Source organism: Janibacter sp. HTCC2649 (genome assembly GCF_000152705.1).
Taxonomy (GTDB): domain Bacteria; phylum Actinomycetota; class Actinomycetes; order Actinomycetales; family Dermatophilaceae; genus Knoellia.
On record NZ_CH672413.1, the window covers coordinates 3942058 to 3965941 of the forward strand.

Annotated in this window: 24 protein-coding genes; 15 read left to right on the forward strand and 9 right to left on the reverse strand. The window is 68.6% G+C overall.

Annotation, left to right across the window (positions count from 1 at the left end):
• On the reverse strand, positions 1-1047 hold the full coding sequence (locus tag JNB_RS18770) for a hypothetical protein (RefSeq protein WP_009778114.1): 1047 nt from the start codon (positions 1045-1047) through the stop codon (positions 1-3).
• Complete coding sequence (locus tag JNB_RS18775) at positions 1044-1337, reverse strand: type VII secretion target (protein WP_009778115.1); 294 nt, start codon at positions 1335-1337, stop codon at positions 1044-1046. The genes JNB_RS18770 and JNB_RS18775 overlap by 4 nt, the downstream gene beginning before the upstream one ends.
• A 79-nt stretch (positions 1338-1416) precedes the next feature.
• Here JNB_RS18775 and JNB_RS18780 point away from each other — a divergent pair, with 79 nt between their 5' ends.
• The 6 genes from JNB_RS18780 to JNB_RS20750 all read left to right on the forward strand — a co-directional run bounded on the left by JNB_RS18780 (position 1417) and on the right by JNB_RS20750 (position 6927).
• Complete coding sequence (locus JNB_RS18780) at positions 1417-1947, forward strand: hypothetical protein (RefSeq protein ID WP_009778116.1); 531 nt, start codon at positions 1417-1419, stop codon at positions 1945-1947.
• A gap of 10 nt (positions 1948-1957) precedes the next feature.
• Positions 1958-2317, forward strand: coding sequence for a hypothetical protein (locus JNB_RS18785; RefSeq protein ID WP_148232517.1), 360 nt, complete (start codon positions 1958-1960; stop codon positions 2315-2317).
• Between the two features lie 20 nt (positions 2318-2337).
• Complete coding sequence (gene gatC, locus JNB_RS18790) at positions 2338-2634, forward strand: Asp-tRNA(Asn)/Glu-tRNA(Gln) amidotransferase subunit GatC (RefSeq protein ID WP_009778118.1); 297 nt, start codon at positions 2338-2340, stop codon at positions 2632-2634.
• Between the two features lie 88 nt (positions 2635-2722).
• Positions 2723-4246 carry an Asp-tRNA(Asn)/Glu-tRNA(Gln) amidotransferase subunit GatA gene (gene gatA, locus JNB_RS18795; protein ID WP_009778119.1) on the forward strand — a complete coding sequence of 508 codons (1524 nt, stop codon included), beginning with the start codon at positions 2723-2725 and terminating at the stop codon, positions 4244-4246.
• A 4-nt stretch (positions 4247-4250) separates the two neighbouring features.
• A complete protein-coding gene (gene gatB, locus JNB_RS18800) occupies positions 4251-5783 on the forward strand; it encodes an Asp-tRNA(Asn)/Glu-tRNA(Gln) amidotransferase subunit GatB (RefSeq protein WP_009778120.1) in 1533 nt (510 codons plus the stop codon).
• A 232-nt stretch (positions 5784-6015) separates the two neighbouring features.
• Positions 6016-6927: an endonuclease/exonuclease/phosphatase family protein gene (locus tag JNB_RS20750; RefSeq protein ID WP_148232518.1), complete on the forward strand. Its 912-nt coding sequence runs from the start codon at positions 6016-6018 to the stop codon at positions 6925-6927.
• Between the two features lie 78 nt (positions 6928-7005).
• Here JNB_RS20750 and JNB_RS18815 read toward each other — a convergent pair whose 3' ends face one another.
• Both JNB_RS18815 and JNB_RS18820 read right to left on the reverse strand, forming a co-directional pair.
• Entirely contained in the window at positions 7006-7599 is a 594-nt protein-coding gene (locus JNB_RS18815) for a DUF937 domain-containing protein (RefSeq protein WP_009778122.1), read from the reverse strand.
• Positions 7600-7706: 107 nt separating this feature from the next.
• Positions 7707-8858, reverse strand: a complete 1152-nt coding sequence (locus JNB_RS18820; protein ID WP_009778123.1) for a sorbosone dehydrogenase family protein — start codon at positions 8856-8858, stop codon at positions 7707-7709.
• A gap of 29 nt (positions 8859-8887) precedes the next feature.
• Here JNB_RS18820 and JNB_RS18825 point away from each other — a divergent pair, with 29 nt between their 5' ends.
• Positions 8888-9817, forward strand: a complete 930-nt coding sequence (locus JNB_RS18825; RefSeq protein ID WP_009778124.1) for a 2-hydroxyacid dehydrogenase — start codon at positions 8888-8890, stop codon at positions 9815-9817.
• A 31-nt stretch (positions 9818-9848) separates the two neighbouring features.
• Complete coding sequence (locus JNB_RS18830; RefSeq protein ID WP_009778125.1) at positions 9849-10391, forward strand: histidine phosphatase family protein; 543 nt, start codon at positions 9849-9851, stop codon at positions 10389-10391.
• A gap of 12 nt (positions 10392-10403) precedes the next feature.
• On the opposite strand, the gene JNB_RS18835 is transcribed toward JNB_RS18830, so the two are convergent.
• Positions 10404-10847 (reverse strand): MarR family winged helix-turn-helix transcriptional regulator, encoded by a 444-nt coding sequence (locus JNB_RS18835; protein ID WP_009778126.1) that lies wholly within the window; start codon positions 10845-10847, stop codon positions 10404-10406.
• A 129-nt stretch (positions 10848-10976) separates the two neighbouring features.
• Here JNB_RS18835 and JNB_RS18840 point away from each other — a divergent pair, with 129 nt between their 5' ends.
• Together JNB_RS18840 and ilvD are read left to right on the forward strand one after the other, a co-directional pair.
• Entirely contained in the window at positions 10977-12992 is a 2016-nt protein-coding gene (locus JNB_RS18840; protein WP_009778127.1) for an MMPL family transporter, read from the forward strand.
• A gap of 76 nt (positions 12993-13068) precedes the next feature.
• The gene (ilvD, locus tag JNB_RS18845) at positions 13069-14772 is read left to right on the forward strand and encodes a dihydroxy-acid dehydratase (protein ID WP_009778128.1); all 1704 of its coding nucleotides are present in this window, start codon (positions 13069-13071) and stop codon (positions 14770-14772) included.
• 91 nt (positions 14773-14863) lie between these two features.
• On the opposite strand, the gene JNB_RS18850 is transcribed toward ilvD, so the two are convergent.
• Complete coding sequence (locus JNB_RS18850) at positions 14864-15817, reverse strand: family 43 glycosylhydrolase (RefSeq protein WP_083784535.1); 954 nt, start codon at positions 15815-15817, stop codon at positions 14864-14866.
• Positions 15818-15960: 143 nt separating this feature from the next.
• Complete coding sequence (locus JNB_RS18855) at positions 15961-16503, reverse strand: methylated-DNA--[protein]-cysteine S-methyltransferase (RefSeq protein WP_040885250.1); 543 nt, start codon at positions 16501-16503, stop codon at positions 15961-15963.
• Positions 16504-16761: 258 nt separating this feature from the next.
• Here JNB_RS18855 and JNB_RS18860 point away from each other — a divergent pair, with 258 nt between their 5' ends.
• From JNB_RS18860 to JNB_RS21080, 5 genes are all read left to right on the forward strand, one after another.
• Positions 16762-18156 carry an IS110 family transposase gene (locus tag JNB_RS18860; RefSeq protein ID WP_083784584.1) on the forward strand — a complete coding sequence of 465 codons (1395 nt, stop codon included), beginning with the start codon at positions 16762-16764 and terminating at the stop codon, positions 18154-18156.
• A 324-nt stretch (positions 18157-18480) separates the two neighbouring features.
• Positions 18481-20370: an acetolactate synthase large subunit gene (locus JNB_RS18865; RefSeq protein WP_009778131.1), complete on the forward strand. Its 1890-nt coding sequence runs from the start codon at positions 18481-18483 to the stop codon at positions 20368-20370.
• Positions 20370-20882, forward strand: a complete 513-nt coding sequence (ilvN, locus tag JNB_RS18870) for an acetolactate synthase small subunit (RefSeq protein WP_009778132.1) — start codon at positions 20370-20372, stop codon at positions 20880-20882. Before JNB_RS18865 ends, ilvN begins: the two co-directional genes overlap by 1 nt.
• Positions 20883-20894: 12 nt before the next feature.
• Entirely contained in the window at positions 20895-21977 is a 1083-nt protein-coding gene (gene ilvC, locus JNB_RS18875) for a ketol-acid reductoisomerase (RefSeq protein WP_256364587.1), read from the forward strand.
• A gap of 118 nt (positions 21978-22095) precedes the next feature.
• On the forward strand, positions 22096-22617 hold the full coding sequence (locus JNB_RS21080) for a DedA family protein (RefSeq protein WP_237700707.1): 522 nt from the start codon (positions 22096-22098) through the stop codon (positions 22615-22617).
• Here the strand turns inward: JNB_RS21080 and JNB_RS21400 are convergent.
• Positions 22532-23068: a hypothetical protein gene (locus JNB_RS21400; protein WP_009778135.1), complete on the reverse strand. Its 537-nt coding sequence runs from the start codon at positions 23066-23068 to the stop codon at positions 22532-22534. The two genes, JNB_RS21080 and JNB_RS21400, sit on opposite strands and share 86 nt — an antisense overlap.
• The gene (locus tag JNB_RS18885; protein ID WP_009778136.1) at positions 23065-23847 is read right to left on the reverse strand and encodes an SDR family oxidoreductase; all 783 of its coding nucleotides are present in this window, start codon (positions 23845-23847) and stop codon (positions 23065-23067) included. Before JNB_RS18885 ends, JNB_RS21400 begins: the two co-directional genes overlap by 4 nt.
• Between the last annotated feature and the right edge of the window lie 37 nt (positions 23848-23884).

The following is a 23884-nucleotide window of genomic DNA, read 5'->3' on the forward strand; positions in this document are numbered from 1 at the left end:
TCACTCGTCCGGTTCGCCGTTGCCGTCGATGCCGGACTTGGCGCCGTCCGTGCCGTTCGTGGCCGCCGTGTAGGGCGCGTCGCGCGCTCCACCCCTCGCACCGTCCCCCATCGCCTCGGGGAAGGTCGGCATCGGAGTGGAATGCCGCCCGGTGGGGTTGTAGCCGTTGGGTGGCGTCCACGTCCAGGGAGGTATCGCGGGCGCAGGTCCGGGTGGAGCCGCGTGCCGGGGAGTGGGGCGGTTCAGGTTCGGGTTGGACTTGATCTTGTCGAGGAACTTGAGGACGTTCTTGCCCCAGGTGCCGAGCGCTTTGAGGAGCCCGTCGAGCTTGCTTCCGGAGCGGACGAGGCCGGTGACGAAGCCGGAGCACTTGGCGGTGACAGCCGCAACGCGGGTGCCGATCTGGCCGCAGATCCAGGGGATGAGGGTTCCGAAGGACAACACGGCTTCGGCGACCCAGCTGATCGCTGCCCCGACGAGCTGCGCGAGCACGTCGCGGAGGAAGCCGTGCACGAAGCCCACGATCCCGGCGGCCACCGAAATGGCTTCCTGCATGCCTTTGGTGGCACCGACGAGCTCGTTGATGGCCGCCGTGTGCGTCTCCTGCCAGCCGATGTAGGTCTCGACCGCTGGTCCCGACTGAGGCTTGATCAGGTTGGCTGCGGAGTGGTCCCAGTCGGTCGCGGCAGGGGTGAGGTCGGCACTGATGAGCCCCCAGGTCTGGGCCTGGGCGACGGCTCCACCCGGGTTGCCTGCGACTTCCTCGAACCATCCCTTGATCGGGTTGAGGTGGTCGATCACCCACCCGATGCCGGCCGCGAGCGCCGACCCCAGGGGGTCGGCTGCCGTGGCAGCGGCATCGAGGACGAGGGCGACCCCACTGAGCGCGGCGTCCACCCAGTCGCCGTTGCACAGCGCGGTGATCGTCTGGGTTCCGCTGTCGATGATCCCGGCGCCCGAGGTCCAGCCCGAACCCTCCTGGATACCGAAGGTCGTGCCGTCGGGTGAGCTGGCGTTGTCGGTGACGACGTACGGGTTGTTGCTCACGGGTAGGCCTTCCTCAACTGCCATTCAGCATCTTGGTCGTCGGTGTCGTACTGGTCGGCCATCGTCTTGAGGCCATTCACGGCCTGTGTGGCGTTCGTCGCGACCTGGTCCAGGGCTCCCTCGACATCCCCGCCGGCGGAGTTGATGGCGCCGGGCAGCCAAGCGAGGAGCAAGCCGTAGCTGTCGCCGCTCACCGAGCTCGCGTCCTTCATCTTCCCCAAGGTGGTGGCGACTGCTGAGACGGCATTGGCATGTCGCCGGATGTCAGCCGGAGTGACGCTGTACGTCATCGTGTGGACCTTTCCGTACTCGCGATCGATGTGGGCCCCTGGATGCCTTCCGCCCCGGGTCGAGACAATACTGAGAGGCATGACCGAGTCTCAATGGGGAGAACTCCCCGACCCCGTCGTCGTGCGTGCACCGGCCTGGGCGCGGGTCGTCAGCTTCCCCCTGATGGCCGCCCTCTGGGTCGGCTGCCTCTTCGGACTCTACGGGCTCGTGACGCGCGGCGCCGGGCCAGACGTCCCCTGGCTCGCGACTGCCGTGGCATGGGTGCTGGTCCTTTTCCTGGTTCTGCTGCTGCCGTTCGCTGGCTTCATGATCCTGAGCTACCGCCTCGTCCTGGGACGCGAGGGGATGGAGCGGCGGCCCGGCAACACCCGCGTCGCGGTTGGCGAGCTGAGCGAGCTGCGGGCGCTGCCGGCATCGACCATCAACCGGGCCAACCGGGGTGCCCGGGTGCAGCTGATTGATGCTCACGGCGGTGTGATCGCGCAGATCGAGGAGACGGCGGCGGAGTGGGCGAACGGTCTGAACATGGTGCGCTACTGGGCTTCTCGCCATCCCGACCTCGTCAAGGACGACTACACCAGGCAGCGGCTCGTGAAGAGTGGCGACTGACGAGGTGTCGGTGGAAGAACTGACCCTTCTCCTGTGGGGGATTCGCGCCTTCCTGCTCCTCGTGAGCCTGCTGCTCGCCGCGATTCTCGTCGCGTGCTGGTGGGTCGTTGCGGGCCGGGCCTTCGCTGAGCTCGGGCGCGGTTGGCGCGCCCACGACCTCTGGCTTCCCTTCCTGCGCGACGAGCGAGGGGAGTGGGGACCGCTCACGTCGAACCCCCGCTGGGCCCTTGCACGCGCCGAGGAGCGTGGGTCGACGCGCGCACTGGCGTGGCGCTGGGGCTTCTGGATCGCCGCTGCACTGGGCCTGACCGTGGGAGTGCTGCGCGGGCTCTGGGGGGTCGGTCAACTCCTCGTTCTGGGCTGGCCCTGAGCGGCCCATAGACTGGGCCCATGGCTGAACTCACCCGCGACGACGTGGCCCACCTCGCCGGCCTCGCCCGCATCGACCTCTCCGACGCCGAGCTCGACAAGATGGTCGGGGAACTCGGCGTCATCCTCGAGTCCGTGGCGACCGTCCAGCAGTCGCCCATCGAGGGCGTCGAACCGATGAGCCACCCGATGCCCATCGTCAACGTCACCCGCCCCGACGTCGTCCGCCCGAGCCTGACGGCTGACGAGGCCCTGTCCGGCGCTCCCGAGGCCGACCACCAGCGCTTCTCCGTGCCGCGCATCCTCGACGAAGACTGAAAGCCGCGCGTATGCGTGGGTGGTGACCACCCGGCATACCCCAACGGTTGTTTTCCGCACCTCGCACCCCCAGACCGCAAGGACCGATGTGACCACCGACCTGACTCGCGCCAGCGCCTCCGAGCTCGCCGACCTCCTCACCAAGGGTGAGACGTCGTCGGTCGAGGTGACCGAGGCGCTCCTGGCCCGCACCGACGCCGTCGACAGCGACGTCCACGCCTACCTCCACGTCGCTCGTGATAGTGCTCTCGCGAGCGCCCGCGACATCGACGAGCGACGCGGCCGGGGCGAGCAGCTGCATCAGCTCGCCGGTGTGCCGATCGCCGTCAAGGACGTCATGGCGACCAAGGGGCTGCCGACGACGTGTGGCAGCAAGATCCTCGAGGGCTGGATCCCGCCCTACGACGCGACCGTTGTCACGCGCCTGCGCCAGGCCGGTATGCCGATCCTCGGCAAGACCAACATGGACGAGTTCGCCATGGGCTCCTCGACGGAGCACTCGGCCTACGGTCCGACGCGCAACCCGTGGGACCTCGACCGCATCCCCGGTGGCTCCGGTGGAGGCTCGAGCGCGGTCGTCGCATCCTTCCAGGCGCCGCTCGCGATCGGCACCGACACCGGTGGCTCGATCCGCCAGCCGGCCGCCGTCACGGGGACCGTCGGGACCAAGCCGACCTATGGCGGAGTGTCGCGCTATGGCCTCGTCGCGCTCGCGTCCTCGCTCGACCAGGCCGGTCCGTGCACGCGCAACGTCCTCGACGCGGCCCTGCTGCACGAGGTCATGGGCGGTCACGACCCGATGGACTCCACGTCGATCAACGCTCCCGTCCCGCCCGTCGTCGAGGCTGCGCGCCGCGCCGACGTCAAGGGCATGCGCATCGGCATCGTGCGTGAGCTCACCGGCGAGGGCTTCCAGGCCGGAGTCCAGGCACGCTTCGACGAGTCGGTCCAGCACCTCGTCGACGCCGGCGCCGAGGTCGTCGAGGTCTCGTGCCCGAGCTTCACGGCCGCCTTGGCTGCGTACTACCTGATCCTCCCGAGCGAGGCGTCATCCAACCTCGCGAAGTTCGACGCCATGCGCTTCGGCCTGCGCGTCCTGCCCGAGGGCATCGACGACCCGAGCGCCGAGCAGGTCATGGCGGCCACGCGGGACGCCGGCTTCGGTGACGAGGTCAAGCGCCGCATCATCCTGGGCACCTACGCCCTGTCGTCGGGCTACTACGACGCCTACTACGGCTCGGCCCAGAAGGTTCGTCGCCTCATCGCGGACGACTTCACCAAGGCGTTCGAGGTGGCTGACGTGCTCGTCAGCCCGACCGCGCCGACGACGGCGTTCAAGTTCGGCGACAAGATGGACGACCCGATGGCGATGTACCTCAACGACATCGCGACCATCCCCGCCAACCTCGCGGGCGTCCCCGGCATGTCCCTGCCGAGCGGCCTCGCCGACGAGGACGGTCTGCCGGCCGGCTTCCAGATCCTCGCGCCGGCCGCCGCCGATGAGCGCCTGTATGCGGTGGGAGCCGCCCTCGAGCAGCGTCTCCTTGCGTCGTGGGGCGGACCGTTGCTGGGCAAGGCTCCCGATCTCTCGACCATGACGAAGGGTGCGTGAAACCATGGGATTGGCGCAGGTTGATACAGAAGCCACCATCTCCTACGACGAGGTCCTCGCGGCCTTCGACCCGGTCATGGGCCTCGAGGTCCACGTCGAGCTCGGCACCTTGACCAAGATGTTCTGCGGCTGTGCGACCGAGTTCGGCGCCGAGCCCAACACGCAGGTCTGCCCCGTCTGCCTCGGACTGCCCGGCGCCCTGCCGGTCGTCAACGAGAAGGCCGTCGAGTCGGCGATCCGCATCGGTCTCGCACTCAACTGCGAGATCGCGCAGTGGTGCCGCTTCGCGCGCAAGAACTACTTCTACCCGGACATGCCCAAGAACTTCCAGACGTCGCAGTACGACGAGCCGATCGCGTTCGAGGGCTACCTCGACGTCGACCTCGACGATGGCTCGACCTACCGCGTGGAGATCGAGCGCGCGCACATGGAGGAGGACACCGGCAAGTCGCTGCACGTCGGCGGTTCCACCGGTCGCATCCACGGGGCGACGCACTCGCTCGTCGACTACAACCGCGCAGGCATCCCGCTCATCGAGATCGTCACCAAGCCCCTGCGCGGTGCAGGGGAGCGGGCCGGCGAGATCGCCCGTGCCTACGTCGCGACCCTGCGTGACCTCCTCAAGGCCCTTGATGTGTCCGACGTGAAGATGGAGCAGGGCTCGATGCGCTGCGACGTCAACCTGTCACTCATGCCCAAGGGCGAGACCACGCTGGGCACCCGCACCGAGACCAAGAACGTCAACTCGCTGCGGTCGGTCGAGCGCGCTGTCCGCTACGAGATGTGCCGCCACGGCGCGATCCTCCAGCAGGGTGGTTCGATCCTTCAGGAGACGCGTCACTGGCACGAGGACACGGGAGTCACGACGTCCGGGCGGGTGAAGTCCGACGCCGACGACTACCGCTACTTCCCGGAGCCGGACCTGGTGCCTGTCGCACCGTCGCGCGAGAGCGTCGACGCCCTGCGGGGCACGCTGCCCGAGCCGCCGGCCGAGCGCCGCAAGCGCCTCCAGTCGGACTGGGGCTTCAGCGACCTCGAGATGCGAGACGTCCTCAACGCCGGGCTCATCGACCTCATCGGTTCCACGGTCGAGGCTGGCGCGACGCCAGCAGGTGCCCGCAAGTGGTGGTCCGGGGAGATCGCTCGCCGCGCCAACACCGAGGCAGGCGCCGATGTCGCCTCGTACGCCCTCGAGCGTGGGATCACGCCGGCCCACGTGGTCGAGCTCGAAGGTCTCGTGACCGCCGGTCGCCTCAACGACTCGATGGCTCGTCAGGTCTGGGAGGGCGTGCTCGACGGTGAAGGCACTCCCACCGCTGTGGCCGACGCCCGTGGGCTCGAACTGGTCCAGGACGACGGCGCCCTCGAAGCAGCTGTCGACACGGTCATCGCGGCCAACCCCGATGTGGCGCAGAAGGTCCGCGACGGCAAGGTCCAGGCCGCGGGCGCTCTCATCGGTCAGGTCATGAAGGAGATGAAGGGTCAGGCCGACGCCGGCAAGGCCCGCGAGATGATTCTCGCCAAGCTCACCAGCTGACGCACGCCGGAGGGGAACCCGCCCTCACACAAGCAGTCGAGAGGAGAGAACGCGCCGTATGGGCCCGGGCCCACGCGGCGCGTTCTCTCCTCTCGACTGCCTTTCAGGGTGGTTCTTGTGACGGTTTCGGGGAAGGGTAGGGGAGTGCTCCCCATGGCCGCACGCCCCCTTCGGTGTCAAGGATGAGTGGGTGGGGCAGGTGCCCCACGCTCACCAACGGAGGGGATCCACCATGTCCAAGCACAGGAAGCAGTCGACCCGCAGGAGAGGCCGAGGAGGACTCACCGCAGTCGTGGCACTCGGGGTGGTCGCCGCCGGCCTTCCGGCAGCGATGCAGGCGACCGCAGCGCCCCTTGACGGCACGGCCGCTGCCGCGGGCAACACGATCAAGGTTGTCCAGCACAACACCGACCAGATCGAGGCCCGGTGGACCCGCGTGCTCGGCAAGGGCGACTCGAACGACCTCCTCCTCGCCGAAGAGGTCTGCCAGAAGTGGGTCGAGGACGCGAGGGTCGCACACCCCGGCTGGAAGTTCTCCTTCCACCGACAGAAGCGCACCACGACGGACAACGCCCTCAACGTGTGTCCGGCTTCGGCCGACGGCTCGACGTGGAAGGGCCCGGCGGCGGTCTACACGGGCTCCGGCGCGTCAACCACGCAGGACAAGCTGCTCGACAAGAGCGATGGTCAAAGGTTCGGCATGGCCTGCGTGACCTTCACCCACTCAGGGCGCAAGGTGCACGGCTGCGCGACGCACCTGCAGGTCTACCACGACAAGGATCTCGCGGACCGAACCCGCCAGACGGCCGCCATCAAGCGGATCACCACGCCGTGGATCCAGGAGAAGGGCCACGCCGTCATCGTGGGTGGCGACTTCAACATGACGCCGTCGCGCAGTCCCATGAAGAGCATGTACCAGCCAGGGGGAACCGGTCGCTTCGTCGAGGCCCACCAGCTCATGACGGGCAGCGGCGCGCGCACGGGAGACCCCACGATCTTCGACAAGGACGGGAAGGGTCAGCGCAAGATCGACTACGTGTTCTTCTCGTCGAACCGCACCCCGTTGGGCTCCGGAGGAAACCTGGCGGTGACCCCGATCAACGACGCACACGGCATCCTGGCCGCCTCGGCCCACATCCGCTGACGCAGGTCCGACAACACAGAACACGCCGCCCCGGTCGAGCCGGGGCGGCGTGTTCGGTGATCGCGGTCGATGGCGCCGTCAGCGGCGGCCCCCGCCGAGGAGTCCGCCGAGGATCCCGCCGAGGATGCCTCCACCGGTCGACTGGGTCTGCGGTGCCGGGGTCTGCTGGGCGGTGCCCCCACCGAGAGCTCCACCGAGGACGTCCTGCAGCATCGACTCGAGTGAGCCCGGGCCGCCCTGCGCGCTCGAGTCGGTCGGGGCCGTCTGCTGCGTCGCCATGCCGCCACCGCCGCCACCCTTGAGGACCTTGTTGGCGAGGTAGGACAGGACGATCGGGGCGAGGATCGGGATGAGCTTCTTGATGAGACCGCTGCTCGCACCCGTGCCACCAAGGGCGGAGTAGACCTGCTCTTCGTTGGATCCGAAGATGTGCGATGCGATCTGCTGGCCGTCGGCCGGGTCGACCTGGCTGGGGTCGACGTCGTCGGTGTGCTGGCCGAGGGCCTCGAGGAGCGAGCCGGCGCCTCCTCCTTGCGCGTTGGCCTGCAGCCCGCCGAGGAGCGCGGGAAGGGCGGCCTGAGCGGCCTGCTGGACTTCCTGGGGGTCGGCGCCGACCTGCTGAGCCAGCTGGTCGATCGGCAGGTTCTGGAGGATGTCGTCAACTGCGGCCATCGTGGTGCCACCTCTCATCGGTCTGGTGGGCTTCGGCGCCCACCTCTGGCCTCAACGTACTCACCGTGTGCGCCCGCAGGGGGTTTTGCTGCAGACGGGTCGGCGCATCAGCCGATCGGGACCCGGATGATGCGGTCGTCGCCGGCTCGCGGCTGGCCCCGGAAGGTGTTGTTGCTCAGCACCCAGAGCGTTCCGTCCGGGGCGCTGACGGCGTCGCGGATACGGCCATACCTGTTCTCCAGCAACCGAATCGGTTCACCCTGACGCCTCGCGCCGGACACCTGGATCTTCCACAGGGACTCTCCGCGCAGGGCGGCCATATAGACCGCGCCGTCGGCTCCGACCGTGATGCCGCTCGGCGAGGACTCCGACGTGGCCCACTGTGCGATCGGGGCCACGAACGCACCATCGCCGTCCTGGATGCCCTCGACCTCGGGCCACCCGTAGTTCTTCCCGGCCACGATGACGTTGAGCTCGTCCCACGTGTTCTGCCCGAACTCACTGGCAAACATCGTCCCGTCCTTGCCCCACGCCAGGCCTTGGACGTTGCGGTGACCCATGCTCCACACGGGGCTGTTGCCGAACGGGTTGCCGGAGGCGGGCTTGCCGTCACCCGTGATCCGCAGGATCTTGCCGCCGAGGTTGTCGCGTTCCTGAGCGCGGTTGGACTGCGCGGCGTCTCCCGTCCCGACGTAGAGGAATCCGTCGGGCCCCCACTTGATGCGGCCTCCGTTGTGGTTCCCAGCCTTGGGTATGCCGGTGAGCACCGTTGTCGTGGAACCGAACCCGTCTGCCCCGAGGGTGGTGCGCACGATGCGGTTGTCGTTCGCGGAGGTGAAGTAGAAGTGGACCGTCTGGTCGGTCGCGAAGGTGGGGGAGACCGCGACCCCGAGCAGGCCGCCCTCTCCGTCGGCGTTCACGCCGTCGATGGTCCCGAGGCTGGACGTCTGCCCGGTCGGCGTGACGCGCAGGACCTCGCCCTTGTCCCGCAGGGTCACGAGTGCGTCGCCGTCGGGCAGGAAGGCGACGGCCCACGGCACGTCCAGCCCGGTGGTGACATTCGACGGCGATCCGGCGGGGATGGCGCCGCTGCTCGAGGGGGACGGTGTCGACGTCGATGTCGTGGGGGGAGCGATGGTGCCCGTCACGGAAGGAGTTGGCGTGGACGGCGTGGCGCTGTCCTCGCCACTGCAGCCGGCGGCGAGCAGGACGACGGCAGTGGCGGCGGCAAGCCGTGCGGGGATGGACTGGTCAGCCATGCCTCATTGTGTCCTCCTAGGCTGGGTGGATGGTTGTCGTCTCCTTCCCTGACCCGCTCCTGCGTGACGCCGTCGGCGAGATCCCGGGGGTCGAGGCAGTCATGTGGGATCCGCGCAACGGTCCCGCGACGGACGACCGCATCGAGGTCGTTGTCGCGCCGTATCTCGGTGCGGCCAAGGCCCTTGGTGCGGTGGCCGACCTGCCCCACTGCCGTCTGGTGCAGCTCCAGTCGGCCGGGTTCGACGGTGTCTTCGAGGCGGTCCCCGAGCGGGTCGCCGTGGCCAACGCAGCGGGGGTCTACGACGCACCGACCGCCGAGCTGGCCATCGGACTCACCATCGCGTCACTGCGTGGCATCCCCGAAGCCGTGCGCTCGGGCGACCAAGCACGCTGGGTCCCGCTCGGCCAACGCACCTCACTCGCCGACCGGCGGGTGCTCATCGTTGGCTACGGCTCGGTCGGCACGGCAATCGCCCGCCGTTTCAACGCTTTTGACGTCATGATCACCGCCGTGGCCTCACGAGCTCGCGCTGGCGACGAGCTCGTCGACACGGTCCATGGGATCGACGAGTTGCCCGCCCTCCTGCCCCAGCACGACGTCGTGGTCGTCATCGTCCCGCTCAACGACTCGACCCATCGGCTCGTCGACGAGGACTTCCTCGGGGCGATGCCGGACGGTGCCCTGCTCGTCAACGTCGCGAGGGGTCCGGTTGCCGACACCGACGCCCTGGTGCGCCACGCCGGACGGCTGCGCATCGCGCTCGACGTCACGGATCCCGAGCCCCTGCCCGACGGTCACCCGTTGTGGACTGCCACCAACGTCCTCATCACGCCGCATGCGGGAGGCAACACGACGGCCCTCCTGCCGCGCATGGCGGAGCTGTTGCGCGAGCAGCTGACCCGGGTCGCGGCGGGCGACCCGCCGGTCCACCTCGTGCGGCCGATTGTCAAGACCTGACAACCCCGCCGCAGAGGGGCAAGATCGGAGCATGACCGTTGCAGCTGAGGACCGGACGCTCGTGCTCGTGCGCCATGCCAAGGCTGTGCAGAGTGGCTACGACGCGGACCATGAACGCGAGCTGACACCTCGCGGACACCGCGATGCGGTCGAGGCCGGACGGTGGCTCCACGAGCAGGGCATCGGCGTCGACGAGGTCCTCTGCTCCACAGCAACCCGGACCCAGCAGACGTGCGAGGGGATCTGGAGCGCCGGGTGCTCGGAGGCAGACATCCACCACGATCACCGGATCTACAACGCTTCGGCCGATCGACTACTCGAGGTGGTCCACGAGGCCGACGCCGACGCGAACGTCGTCATGATGGTCGGCCACGCACCCGGCATACCCGTTCTGGCTTCTCTTCTCGCGGAAGGTGAGGGGAGCGACCGGGCCCACGAACTCATGAGCCAAGGGTTCCCGACGGCAGGCGTGGCGGTGCTGCGCTTCTCGGGTCACTGGAGCGACCTCGCCGCTGGCGTCGCACACCTCGACCGGTTCCATGTCGCCCGAGCCAAGGACCGCATTGCCACGTGAGCGCCGCTCGGTTCAGATGACGCTGCGCATCGCGGCGATGGCCCCACGCAGGTAGCGCTCGACCACGAGCCGTTCGTCATCGTCGAGCGACGCGTCGATCTCGGCGAGCTGGGCAAACATCGGGGCCAGCAGGGTGAAGACCTCGCGCCGTCCGGACTCGGTGACCACCACCTCCGTGCGCCGCTTGTCGTCGGCGTGGGGATGTCGCTCCGCATGTCCGCGCGCGACCAGTCGATCCACCACTCCCGAGGAGGCGGCGGAGGTGACGTTGAGCGCCTTGGCCAACTCGACCGGACCCATCGGCGAGGCCATCAGGTGACGCAGGGAGTGCAGCTCGGACACCGAGAGGCCTGCCCTGCGGGCCACGTCGTGGGGCACCTGTGCCGCGAGGTCGACGAGCTCTTGGAGGGCATTGAGGGACGTCGAGGGCTCAAAGGCGGGGACGACTGAGTTCACGGTCGTGGTCGCGTCGCCTGATGGGGCGTCACGGCTTGCGCCGGGCTGCTGACGTTCCGTAATATCGCTCACCTACTTAGTAACTTGGTGAATCACTCAGTAATCAACACTAGCAAGGAGAATGACCCCATGGCTGGTCTCGCCCGCCTCATCACCCGCAGGTGGGTCGCCGGTCTGCTGGCGCTCTTTGCCCTCGTCGGCGCAGGTGCGGTCATCGGTGCGGTGGGTCAGGCCGAGCGGGGGTCAACGGCCACGGCCTCCCTGCCGCTGGGTTCGGACAGCCGGGCCGCTGCGGAGCTCAGCGCCGAGTTGCCCGAGGCCCAGGGCTCGGCAGCCGTCGTGCTCTTCAGCAGCGACGGGCCCCTCAGCTCCGCTGCTCTCGCGCTCGTCCAGGAGAGGGCGCGCACCATGCCGGGGGTGACTGGAGCGCCACCAGTCATCGCGGAGGACCGCACCGCCGCAACGGTGTTCGTCCCGGTCACTGCCAACGACGCCACGGCCACCGCAGAGGTTGTCGCCGAGCTGCGCGCGGCCGCCAAGGCCGACCTACCGGAAGGCTTGGTCGCCCAGGTCACCGGGCCCGCGGCCATCCAGGCTGATCTGGCCGCCGTCTTCGACGGTGCGAACTTTCGCCTGCTCGGGGCCACGGCCGGAGTCGTCGCCCTCCTCCTGATCATCACCTACCGCAGCCCCGTTCTCTGGCTGGTCCCCCTGACCGTGGTCGCAGCCGCCGACCAGCTCGCTGCCGTTCTCGCCACGCACACGCTCGCGGCGTTCGACGTCCAGTGGGACGAGTCGACCATCGGCATCCTCTCCGTCCTCGTCTTCGGAGCCGGGACCGACTACGCGTTGCTCCTCATCTCCCGCTACAGGGACGAGCTGCGGGTCCACGCCGACCGTCGCGACGCCATGGCCAAGGCCCTGACACGCACCGCCGAGGCCGTGCTCTCGAGCGCCTCGACGGTCGTCATCGGACTCCTGACCCTGCTCCTGTCAGCCTTCCCGACCACACGCGGTCTGGGCCTGGCCTGCGCCGTGGGTGTCGTCGTGGCCGCGTCGTTCGTGCTGATCGTGCTGCCCGCGACGCTCGTCGTCTTCGGGCGTTGGATCTTCTGGCCCAAGGTGCCCCGCGAGGGTCAGGCGAGCCTGGCCGACTCCCGGTCCTTCTGGCGCCGCGTCGGAGATGCGGTTGCTCGTCGCCCGGCCCTGTTCGCGATGGTGACGGTCGCGTTGCTGGCCCTCGGTGGCGCGGGGATGACCCAGATCCGGACCGGCCTGGACAGCGCCGACCAGTTCCTCCAGAAGCCCGAGGCGATCGCTGCGGGTGAGCGCCTCTCGGAGTCGTTCCCGGCGGGCTCGGCAGATCCGGTCGTCATCGTCTCGCGCGGAACGGGCGCCGACGCGCTGTCGTCCACCGTCTCCGCCGTCGACGGTGTCTCGTCGGTTCGCACGATGGCCAGCGCCGGCGGCGTGAGCGAGATCCAGGCCGTCCTCGAGTCGCCGCCGGGTACCGACGGGGCGCAGGAGGCCGTCACGTCCATCCGCGCGGCCATCGCCGCCCTCCCCGACACCCATGTCGGTGGCACCGAGGCCGAGGCCCTCGACGCCTCGGAAGCGTCGAACCGTGACCGCCTGCTCATCTTCCCGCTCATCCTCGGGCTCGTGCTCGTGGCCCTGGGGCTGCTCCTGCGATCGGTCGTCGCGCCCGTGGTCCTCGTGCTGACTGTCGTCGCGACCTACGTGTCGAGTCTCGGGATCTCCTGGGTGCTGTTCACCCAGGTCCTGGGTTTCGATCGGCTCGATGAGGGCGTCCCGTTGCTCGCCTTCGTCTTCCTCGTGGCGCTGGGCGTCGACTACAACATCTTCCTCGTCACCCGCACGGCGGAGGAGGCGCGCGGCCATGGCGTGCGTGAGGGGATGCTTCGTGCGCTCTCCGCCACCGGAGGTGTCATCACGAGCGCCGGAATCCTGCTCGCGGCGGTGTTCGCGGTGCTCGGGGTGCTTCCTCTCGTCGTGCTCGCGCAGCTCGGCGTGGTCATCTGCGTGGGCGTCCTGCTCGACACGCTCGTCGTGCGCACCGTCCTCGTCCCGGCGATCGCTCTCGTGCTCGGTGATCGCTTCTGGTGGCCGCGGCGGCTGGTCTGAGGTCACGTCCCGGGCGAAAGAGTCGCTGAGTGAGATCGGCATCCCACCTCGTGGACACGGGTCCTAGAGTTGCCCCATGAGCAAGCCCGACATCGACATCAAGCCCCGTAGCCGCGACGTCACCGACGGTCTCGAGAAGACCGCGGCCCGAGGAATGCTCCGTGCCGTAGGCATGGGCGACGACGACTGGGTCAAGCCACAGATCGGTGTCGCGAGCTCCTGGAACGAGATCACCCCCTGCAACCTCTCTCTCGACCGCCTGTCCAAGGCAGTCAAGGACGGCGTCCACGCTGCCGGTGGCTACCCGCTCGAGTTCGGCACGATCTCGGTGTCCGACGGCATCTCGATGGGCCACGAGGGCATGCACTTCTCGCTCGTGTCGCGCGAGATCATCGCCGACTCCGTCGAGACCGTCATGAGTGCCGAGCGCCTCGACGGCTCGGTCCTGCTCGCCGGCTGCGACAAGTCCCTCCCGGGCATGCTCATGGCTGCGGCGCGCCTCGACCTCGCCTCGGTCTTCCTGTATGCCGGGTCGATCCTTCCCGGGATCGCGAAGCTCTCGGACGGCACCGAGAAGGAGGTCACGATCATCGACGCCTTCGAGGCCGTCGGTGCAGCCAACGCGGGCAAGATGTCGCTGGCCGACGTCGACGCCATCGAGCGCGCGATCTGTCCGGGGGAGGGCGCCTGTGGCGGTTTCTACACGGCCAACACCATGGCTGCGGTCGCCGAGTCGATCGGCATGTCCATCCCGGGTTCGGCCGCCCCGCCAGCCACCGACCGACGCCGCGACGTGCACGCCCGCCGCTCCGGTGAGGCCGTCGTCGAGCTCCTGCGTCGCGGCATCACCGCCCGCCAGATCATGACCAAGCCCGCGTTCGAGAACGCCATCGCCGTCGTCATGGCCTTCGGTGGCTCGACCAACGCCGTCCTCCACCTGCTCGCCATGGCCCACGAGGCCGAGGTCGACCTCACCATCGGCGACTTCCAGCGCATCGGCAAAAAGGTCCCGCACCTCGCCGACGTCAAGCCGTTCGGCGCCTTCGTCATGAAGGACATCGACCACATCGGTGGCATCCCCGTCGTCATGAAGTCGCTGCTCGAGGCCGACCTCCTCGATGGCGACGCACTCACCGTGACCGGCAAGACCGTCGCCGAGAACCTCGACGAGATCAAGCCGCCGCACATCGACGGTCGCGTGATCCGCGAGTTCAGCAACCCGATCCACAAGACCGGGGGCCTCACCATCCTCACCGGCTCCCTCGCGCCCGAAGGTGCGGTCGTGAAGTCGGCCGGATTCGACACCGAGGTCTTCGAGGGCAGCGCCCGCGTCTTCAACGGCGAGCGTGCCGCGATGGATGCCGTCGAGCAGGGTGCCCTCAAGCCCCAGGACGTCGTCGTCATCCGCTACGAAGGGCCCAAGGGTGGCCCGGGAATGCGCGAGATGCTCGCCGTCACCGGCGCCATCAAGGGCGCGGGTCTCGGCAAGGACGTCCTCCTCCTCACCGACGGTCGCTTCTCCGGTGGCACGACCGGCCTCTGCGTCGGACACGTGGCCCCCGAGGCCGTCGACGAGGGCCCCATCGCCTTCGTCCGTGACGGAGACGGCATCCGCCTCGACGTCGCGAACGGCACTCTTGACCTCCTCGTCGACGACGCCGAGCTCGAGCGCCGCCGCACCGAGGGCGTCACCCATCCCGAGCCCAAGTACACCCGCGGCGTGCTCGCGAAGTACCGCAAGCTCGTCGGCTCGGCCAGCAAGGGCGCCGTCTGCGACTGACCTCCAGCGCAACGGGCGCAGCCCGCACACGTGAGCACGCGGCATACCGAAAATTTCTCGGTATGCCGCGTGCTCACTCCTTGTTCAAGCGTCAGCGAACGACGGGGAGACCGTTCACCCAGTCGAGCTTGGCCGTCTTGAGGATGCGCTTGCCGGCCGTGGTCGGGGTCGGCTTGCTGTTCTGCCAGACGTGGTACGCGATCCAGGTGGACCCGTCCGCTGCCGTCTCGACCTCGGCACCACCGGGGCCGTAGCCGTATCCCTGCCCGGTCTTCATGAGGTTCTTGCGGAACGTGAAGGTGCCGTGGATCGTGTCGGCCGAGTAGACGGCCGTGTAGTAGGCGTTGGTGTCGTAGCGGTTGCGCGAGACGAACAGCCACACCTTGCCGCCGTGACGTACGAGGCTCGGAGCCTCGTAGACGTAGTCGGAGGTCCGGTGCAGGAGGTTGTCGGCGGCCTGGCCGCTCGTGAAGCCGACCGTGCCGGTGGTTCCGTTGAAGGTCAGCATGCGCGCGATGATGTCGTAGTCGCCGCGGGGGAAGCCGAGGCGGTGCACACCACTGCGCCACGTGAGATAGGTGTTGTTCTCGCTCGTGACGTAGGTCGTCGCGTCAATCGCCTCGCGGCCACCGCCACCACCACAGGTGAGGAGCCTCGGGCCGGAGTAGCCACCCACGACGGTCTTCGAGGAGGCGTAGTAGACGCAGGGAGCCGCCCCGTTGTGGCTGGCGCTGAAGAACGCGAAGAAGTAGCTGCCGCGCTTGACGATGTGCGGGGCCCAGAACTTCGAGTAGCCGGCGCGAGCCGCGTTGATGTTGCCGATCTTCGTGTAGGCGCCGGTGGGCGCGGCACGACGAAAGACCGGCATGGTCCCCGTCTGGCTGCTGCCTGTCGCCGCGAGGTAGTAGTTCGCGCCGATCCGGGTGAAACCCGGGTCAGCGGCGCCCAACGGGCTCGCGATGGTCGATGCGCTCGCGGACCCTGCCGACACTGCGAGCAGGCCCACCACTGCGGCTGCGCTCACGACAAGCTGTCGAATTCTCATGTTCCAGTTCCCTCCTGTCACGGGCTCCCGCCCTTGAGGTGCCGCCCCCTCCGGAGGCACCGTCGGCGCGGAGCCGACGAGTTGAAACGTAGGGACCCGCGGCGGTTTTGCCCATGGGGAGCACTCCCCGCGGTCGAGGTGGGTCAGGCGTCGAACAGGGTCGGCGGGTCGGGCTCGCGCGCGCCCTCGATGACGAGCATCCGCAGCTTCGTCTGGGCGCCACCCGGTGCGGAGAAACCGCCCGGCTTGCCGCCCGCCGCCAGAACGCGGTGGCACGGCACGACGATCGGGAACGGGTTGCGGCCCAGCGCCTGACCCACGGCCTGTGCCGCGCCGGGGTCGCCCAGCAGGCGCGCGACCTCGCCATAGGTCACGGTCGAACCCGGCTCGATCGCCCGGGCGAGCTCGTAGACCCGGTGGTGGAAGTCGGACACGCCGCCCCAGTCGAGGGCCACGTCTGCGAGGTCGTCCCGGGCGCCGTCCATCAGGGCGCGCATCCGGGTGATCGCCTCGGCCACAGCGGGCGGCGGCTCCTGTTCGCTGGCTGCCGGTCGGTCACGAGACATCTGGTCGCGGACCGCCTCGGCGCTCGCACCGGGCAGCAGCACCCGAGCGATGCCGCGTTCGGTCCAGGCCACGGCGCACGTGCCGATCGCGGTGGCGAACAGCGCGAACCCCTCGGACATGCCGCCCATCATCGACCCGACCACCGACATTTAGCGTTGGGGTAGGTTCGCGGGCGGCCGAACCACCGACCGGGACACGTGGTGATCCCTGAGCGCTGAGTGGTCGTCCGCGAGCCGGTGTCTGGTCGATGCGGTGTCCCTGTTCGGGAACTTGGAGCCAGCCGGTTGGCGTGGACTCCTGCTTAGAGAATGTCTGGGCCGCGGCCGCGAGGGTCAGTCACCTGATGGATCAGGATCCGACTGACAGGAGCGGTGACGATGGTATTGACATTGGGTATCGACGTGGCCTGCAGGGCTGCGCATCAAGCGACACTCGTACGCGATGGCGCGACCGTGTGGCGGGGCAGAAAGTTCTGGACCCGGCCCGCGGATCTTGATCGGTTGTGGGCCGATCTGGACCTTTGTGACCCGGGCGATTTGACGGTCGTTGTTGAGCCCACCCGCAATGCGTGGATCGTGGTCGCGGAATGGTTCCGGCGTCGCGGAGCCCGGGTGGTGATGGTCCCGACGACGCAGTCGGCGGACCTGCGGAAGTACTACTCCAAGCACACCAAGAACGACCGGATCGACTCTGAACTGCTCGCCAGGTTGCCGATGCTGCACCCCGAAGGCTTGCGTGAGTATTCCGGCCAGGGACCAGCCGACGCGCTACGGCGGCTGGTCAAGCAGCGCTCGACGATGGTCAAGCGCCGCACTGCGGTCTACTCCCGGCTCGACGCTCTGGTCGAGCTCCTGGGCCCTGCCTGGTACGAGGTGCTCGGGTCGAACTATGGCATCGCTGCGCTCGAGTTCCTGGCCCGCTATGCCGACCCGAACGCGGTGATCCGGCTCGGTCAGGCACGGCTGGCCAGGTTCCTGATCGCTCGTTCGCGCGGTGCGTGGCGTCAGGATCACGCAGCAGGACTGGTCGTGGCAGCCAAAGACACCCTCGCCCTGTGGGGACCTGCCGGGATGGACTTTGCCGAGCTCGCCGACGACATCGGCCACGAGGCCGAGCAAGCCTTGTTCCTGACCCGTCAGATCAAGCAGATCGACGAGCGGGTCGCGAACCTCTACGCCGAAGCCGACCCCCAGGGCATCGTGGCCTCCGCCCCCGGAGTGGGCCCGGTGATCAGCGCCGTCATCGCCGGCCGGATCGGCGACCCGCACCGGTTCACTTCGCTGGCCGCGATCCGCGCCTACACCGGGCTGGTCCCCAAAGTCAGCCAGTCCGGGGTCCGCAAGGTCGAGTCCTCAATCACCAAAGCCGGCGACCCCCTGCTGCGCGAAATGTTGTTCACCGCCGCCGACCAAGCCCGCAAGATCGACCCGCAGATCGCCGCGAAATACCAGCGACTGATGGTCGGCGACCGCCACCATGACTCCGCGATCTGCCACCTGGCCACCCAACTGCTCACCCGCATCGCGACCTGCATGCGCACCGGCCAGCCCTACGCCCTACGCGACGTCGACGGCACCCCCATCACCGAAGCCGAGGGCCGAGCCATCGTCAAAGAGCGATACCAGATCCCTGCGCGGCACCGCGACAACCTCCGCCACAAGCAGATGCGCGACCGCCGCAAGCAGGCGGCGAGCCCGGAGTCACAGAAGTCGCAAAGCGCTCCAACATCCGGGCCCGCCAACACCAAGCCTACGAGCCGCCAAGTGGCTTGACTCTGGTTAGGAACTCAGGCACCCGTGGCGGCAGGCCCGGGACACCCAAATGACCGGATGGTGGGATGTGGCGTCTCACACGTTGACACAGCATGAGACGAGCGGGAGAGTCGTCCTGTGACCCGCTTCCTCGTACTTCTCTCGGCGCCCGGCCCCTCCTGACAGGTCCGGCCAGGCGCCTCCCTCCATCGTCCCCCAGTACGTGGGACGGGAGGGTTTTTTTGTGTCACGCACAGCACGACCAGCACCAACAGCAAGAACAGCACGACCAGCACGGAAGCAACACCCCCGACTCAAAGATTCCGACTCAAAGATGGTGACGACGTGAGCGAGACCCAGGCAGCGCCCACCCCGGCGCGGCTCGCCGAACAGGCCCGAGCCAAGGCGCCCCTCGAGGTGACCGGAGCCCAGAGCCTCGTACTCTCCCTCGAGTCCCTCGACGTCGACACCGTCTTCGGTATCCCCGGAGGCGCGATCCTCCCGGCCTACGACCCGCTGCTCGACTCGGTCAAGGTGCGCCACATCCTCGTGCGCCACGAGCAGGGTGCCGGCCACGCCGCTGAGGGCTACGCGGCCGCGACCGGCAAGGTCGGCGTCTGCATGGCGACCTCTGGCCCCGGAGCCACGAACCTCGTCACGGCCCTGGCCGACGCCCACATGGACTCGGTCCCGATCGTGGCCATCACCGGTCAGGTCGCGAGTGCGTCGATCGGCACGGATGCGTTCCAGGAAGCCGATATTCGCGGCATCACGATGCCGATCACGAAGCACAACTACCTCGTGACGGACGCGTCCCAGATCCCGCGCGTGCTCGCCGAGGCCTTCCACATCGCCCTGACCGGTCGCCCCGGCCCCGTGCTCGTCGACATCAGCAAGGACGCCCTCCAGGCGAAGACCACGTTCGCGTGGCCGCCGCGGATCGACCTGCCCGGCTACCACCCGGTGACGCGCCCGCACGCCAAGCAGATCCGTGAGGCGTCCAAGCTCATCGCCGCGGCGCAGCGCCCCGTCCTCTACGTCGGCGGCGGTGTCATCCGCGCCGACGCCAGCGAGGAGCTGCGCCAGTTCGTCGAGCTCACCAAGATCCCCGTCGTCACGACGCTCATGGCTCGCGGCGCCCTGCCTGACAGCCACGAGCTGCACCTCGGGATGCCGGGCATGCACGGCTCGGTGGCCGCGGTCACCGCCCTGCAGAAGTCGGACCTGCTCATCACCCTGGGTGCCCGCTTCGACGACCGGGTCACCGGCCAGCTGTCGTCGTTCGCCCCCGAGGCCAAGGTCATCCACGCCGACATCGACCCGGCCGAGATCTCCAAGAACCGTCAGGCCGACGTGCCCATCGTCGGCTCGTGCAAGGACGTCCTCGTCGACCTCATCGCCTCGGTCGACGCCGACATCGATGCCGGTCGTGGCGGCGACTACGCGGCGTGGCGCGAGCGGACCCAGGGCTGGAAGCGCGACTTCCCGCTCGGGTACGCCGAGTCCGAGGCCGGCACCCTCGCCCCGCAGTACGTCATCGAGCGCCTCAGCGCGATCGCGGGACCGGAGTCCATCTACGTCGCCGGTGTCGGCCAGCACCAGATGTGGGCCGCCCAGTTCGTGCAGTACGAACGTCCTCGTGCGTGGCTCAACTCCGGTGGTCTCGGAACCATGGGGTATGCCGTGCCTGCCGCCATGGGTGCCCAGGTCGGCGAGCCCGAGCGCACCGTGTGGGCCATCGATGGCGACGGCTGTTTCCAGATGACGAACCAGGAGCTTGCGACCTGCGTCATCAACAACATCCCGATCAAGGTCGCTGTCATCAACAACAGCAGCCTCGGCATGGTGCGCCAGTGGCAGTCGCTCTTCTACGACAAGCGCTACTCCAACACGGACCTGCACACCTCGGCCGATGGCCAGCGGATCCCCGACTTCGTCAAGCTCGCCGACGCCTACGGCTGCGCCGGACTGCGCTGCGAGCGTCCTGAGGACGTCGACGAGACGATCCGTCAGGCGATGGCGATCAACGACCGCCCCGTTGTCGTCGACTTCGTCGTCCACCGCGACGCCATGGTGTGGCCGATGGTTGCCGCCGGCGTGAGCAACGACATGATTCAGGTGGCCAAGGACACGGCGCCGCAATGGGATCGCGAGGAGTCGGAGGCTGTCTCGCAGCCCCTCGACGCTGACCACAGCGGCGACGATGACGCCCCGACCGAAGGTGAGGACAAGTGATGTCGCAGCACACCCTGTCGGTGCTCGTCGAGAACAAGCCGGGCGTCCTGGCCCGCATCGCCGGGCTGTTCGCCCGACGCGGCTTCAACATCCACTCACTCGCCGTGGGCGAGACGGAGCACAACGACATCTCACGCATCACCGTCGTCGTCGACGTCGACGAGCTCCCGCTCGAGCAGGTGACCAAGCAGCTCAACAAGCTCGTCGAGGTCCTCAAGGTCGTCGAGCTCGACGCCAACTCCGCGGTCCAGCGGCAGGTGATGCTCATCAAGGTTCGAGCCGACGCGGCGACGCGCAGCCAGGTCCTCGAGCTCGTCCACCTCTTCCGGGCCAAGGTTGTCGACGTCGCCACCGAGTCCGTGACGATCGAGGCCACCGGCCATGGCGAGAAGCTCACCGCCCTGCTCGGCGTCCTCGAGCCCTACGGCGTGCGCGAGCTCGTCCAGTCGGGCATCGTCGCCATCGGGCGCGGCCCCCGTTCCATCACGGACCGCGCCCTGCGCGGAGCCTGACCCCGCCTTTCGATACCCCAGAACGCAAGCACCCGGCATACCCACAAGGAGAAACGCGAAATCATGGCTGAAATGTTCTACGACGACGATGCCGACCTGTCGATCATCCAGGGGCGCAAGGTCGCTGTCATCGGCTACGGCAGCCAGGGTCACGCCCACGCGCTGAGCCTGCGCGACAGCGGAGTCGACGTGCGCGTCGGTCTCGCCGAAGGTTCCAAGAGCCGCGCCAAGGCCGAGGCCGAGGGCCTGCCCGTGTCGAGTGTCGCTGACGCCGTGAAGGACGCCGACCTCGTCGTCATCCTCACGCCCGACCAGGTGCAGCGCACGGTCTACGCCAACGAGATCAAGCCCAACCTGAAGGACGGCGCCGCGCTGCTCTTCGGTCACGGCTTCAACATCCGCTTCGACTACATCCAGCCCGAGCCCGGCTCCGACGTGATCATGGTCGCGCCCAAGGGACCCGGTCACCTCGTGCGTCGCGAGTACGTCGATGGCCGCGGTGTCCCCGTGCTCCTCGCCGTCGAGCAGGACGCGTCCGGCACGGCCTGGGACCTCGCGAAGTCCTACGCCAAGGCCATCGGTGGCCTGCGCGCTGGCGGGATCAAGACGACCTTCACGGAGGAGTGCGAGACCGACCTCTTCGGTGAGCAGGCCGTCCTGTGTGGTGGTGCGTCGCAGCTCGTGATGTACGGCTTCGAGACGCTCACCGAGGCTGGCTACCAGCCCGAGATCGCCTATTTCGAGGTCCTCCACGAGCTCAAGCTCATCGTCGACCTCATGGTCGAGGGTGGCATCGCCAAGCAGCGCTGGTCGGTCTCCGACACGGCCGAGTACGGCGACTACGTCTCTGGCCCGCGCGTCATCGACCCGTCGGTCAAGGAGAACATGCAGGCCGTCCTCGCCGACATCAAGAACGGCGCGTTCGCCAAGCGCTTCATCGAGGACCAGGACAACGGCGGGCCCGAGTTCAAGGCGCTGCGCGAGAAGGGTGCCCAGCACCCGATCGAGGCCACGGGCAAGGAGCTGCGCAAGCTCATGTCATGGGTCAAGAGCGACACGGACAGCGACTACGTCGAGGGTTCAGCCGCGCGCTGACCCCAGCACAACCCGTCGAGAGAAGAGAACACGCTGCGTGGGCCCGGGCCCGCACGGCGTGTTCTCTCCTTTCGACCGGGCGTGAGCTGGGCCACGGGTTCGTCCCTAGAGTGTGCGCGTGCGTGATCTCGTCGATGGCTGGCCCGTGTGGGCGGTGTTCGGCGCGTTCTTCGTCATCGCCATGCTCCGGTCCAACGCGACCTACTGGGCCGGGCGCGGACTGCGGGCCGGGGGAGCGCGCACCGGCATCGCCCGGCACCTCGACCGTCCCGCAGTGATCCGCACGGAGGCGTTCGTCGACCGCTGGGGAGCCCCGGTCGTGGCCCTGAGCTTCCTGACCGTCGGTGTGCAGACCCTCATCAACGCTGCGGCCGGCGCACTGCGCATGCCGTTGTCGCGCTACGTCCCAGCCACGGTCGTGGGGTCGCTCCTGTGGGCCACGCTCTACACGTCGGCCGGGGTTGCTCTCTGGGAGGCGATCACCGGGGGAGCGTGGTGGTGGCTGCTCGTCCTCGTCGCCGTCGCGGCGCTCGTCCTCGCGGCCACGCGGTGGCTCACTCGCGTGGCGTCGCCTCATGCAGATTCGGCGCCACCCGGTCCGACACGATCCGGTCCGACACGATCCGGTCCGACACCATGACCGTCGTGCTGAGGACCTGACCGCCACGGGTGAAGGTGACCTTGACCGGCATACCCGGTCGGGTTCGTGAGAACCAGAACGTCGTCACGTCCTCGGCGTCGGTGACGACGTAGCGGACGCACTCCTCGAGCCCCACGGGCAGCGACACGGTCTCGTTGTCGATGACGGTCGCGGACGCAGGGAACGACGCATGCTTCTGGAGGTCGAGCCAGGCCACGTGCGAGCCGGCCACCTCGCCGATCACTGTGCCGTCGGCCTCGCAGTCGGCCCGCTCATGGAGCGCGCCCACGTCGTCGGCCGCAGCGAAACGGCTCAGCCGGTGCCGCACGCCGTCACCGTCCTCGACGCGCACGACGACGGTGCGCCCGGACGGGCAGCCCTCGCGAATCTCGCTGGTGGAGAACGGAGTTGGTGCTGTGTCCGGACCCAGGATGTGGTCGCCGGTGCTCATGTGGGCGAGTGGAATCGGCGCGGCATGGGTGTCGGCTGGTCGCCCAGCCAGTCCTCGAAGGTTCGCCCACCGATCTCGGCCTCGGGCCCGGGCAGGATGCCGCCTTCGGCGAATCCGCGCATGACGGGCAGGACCGGAGGGATGCGCAGGATGCGTGGCGTCGTGCGGCCGTCGTGTTTGGCGAGCCGCTCGGCCAGGTCGTCAGCGGTGTATGCCGTGGGGCCGGCCAGGTCCGTGGCCCAGCGGAAGGCGCTTGGCGCCGGTCCGGTGGCATGGTCGGCGAGTCGCTGGGCGACCCAGTCGATGTCGACCGGCTGGATCCGCATGTGGCCGATCGAGAAGGTCACCGGACCGACACGACCGGCGGTGCCGAAGAAGGCAGCGAGGGAGTGGAACTGGGTGGCCCGGACGACCGTCGCCGGGACGCCTGCCTGCTCGAGTGCCTGCTCGGCATCGACCTTGGCGCGGTAGTAGGCGTAGGGGACCCGGTCGGAGCCCACGATCGAGATCGACACGACGTGAGCGGTTGACCCGAGGCGCCGCAGCGAGTCCCCGATCCGGCGCGCGCCCGCGACCTCGACGGACTGGGGCTTGCTCTGGGAGGTGGCCGCGTGAATGACGGCGTCGGCACCGTCGAGCACGGCGTCGAGGCCGTCGCCGGTCGACAGGTCCACCCCGCTGCGGCGGCTGGCGGGCACCGCCGCGTGGCCCCGGGACATGAGCTCACGAACGACCCGACCGCCCAGGTCGCCAGATCCACCGGTCACGACGATGCGCATGCAGCCATCCTCGCGCGAGTCCCACCCTGTGCGCCTG

Bases quoted from the DNA above. Each gene is read 5' to 3' on its own strand.
- JNB_RS18775 (WP_009778115.1), bottom strand. From the start codon at position 1,337: ATGACGTACAGCGTCACTCCGGCTGACATCCGGCGACATGCCAATGCC.
- JNB_RS18780 (WP_009778116.1), top strand. From the start codon at position 1,417: ATGACCGAGTCTCAATGGGGAGAACTCCCCGACCCCGTCGTCGTGCGT.
- gatC (WP_009778118.1), top strand. From the start codon at position 2,338: ATGGCTGAACTCACCCGCGACGACGTGGCCCACCTCGCCGGCCTCGCC.
- gatB (WP_009778120.1), top strand. From the start codon at position 4,251: ATGGGATTGGCGCAGGTTGATACAGAAGCCACCATCTCCTACGACGAG.
- JNB_RS20750 (WP_148232518.1), top strand. From the start codon at position 6,016: ATGTCCAAGCACAGGAAGCAGTCGACCCGCAGGAGAGGCCGAGGAGGA.
- JNB_RS18815 (WP_009778122.1), bottom strand. From the start codon at position 7,599: ATGGCCGCAGTTGACGACATCCTCCAGAACCTGCCGATCGACCAGCTG.
- JNB_RS18820 (WP_009778123.1), bottom strand. From the start codon at position 8,858: ATGGCTGACCAGTCCATCCCCGCACGGCTTGCCGCCGCCACTGCCGTC.
- JNB_RS18825 (WP_009778124.1), top strand. From the start codon at position 8,888: ATGGTTGTCGTCTCCTTCCCTGACCCGCTCCTGCGTGACGCCGTCGGC.
- JNB_RS18830 (WP_009778125.1), top strand. From the start codon at position 9,849: ATGACCGTTGCAGCTGAGGACCGGACGCTCGTGCTCGTGCGCCATGCC.
- JNB_RS18840 (WP_009778127.1), top strand. From the start codon at position 10,977: ATGGCTGGTCTCGCCCGCCTCATCACCCGCAGGTGGGTCGCCGGTCTG.
- ilvD (WP_009778128.1), top strand. From the start codon at position 13,069: ATGAGCAAGCCCGACATCGACATCAAGCCCCGTAGCCGCGACGTCACC.
- JNB_RS18850 (WP_083784535.1), bottom strand. From the start codon at position 15,817: ATGAGAATTCGACAGCTTGTCGTGAGCGCAGCCGCAGTGGTGGGCCTG.
- JNB_RS18855 (WP_040885250.1), bottom strand. From the start codon at position 16,503: ATGTCCGAGGGGTTCGCGCTGTTCGCCACCGCGATCGGCACGTGCGCC.
- JNB_RS18860 (WP_083784584.1), top strand. From the start codon at position 16,762: ATGGTATTGACATTGGGTATCGACGTGGCCTGCAGGGCTGCGCATCAA.
- ilvN (WP_009778132.1), top strand. From the start codon at position 20,370: ATGTCGCAGCACACCCTGTCGGTGCTCGTCGAGAACAAGCCGGGCGTC.
- JNB_RS21400 (WP_009778135.1), bottom strand. From the start codon at position 23,068: ATGAGCACCGGCGACCACATCCTGGGTCCGGACACAGCACCAACTCCG.
- JNB_RS18885 (WP_009778136.1), bottom strand. From the start codon at position 23,847: ATGCGCATCGTCGTGACCGGTGGATCTGGCGACCTGGGCGGTCGGGTC.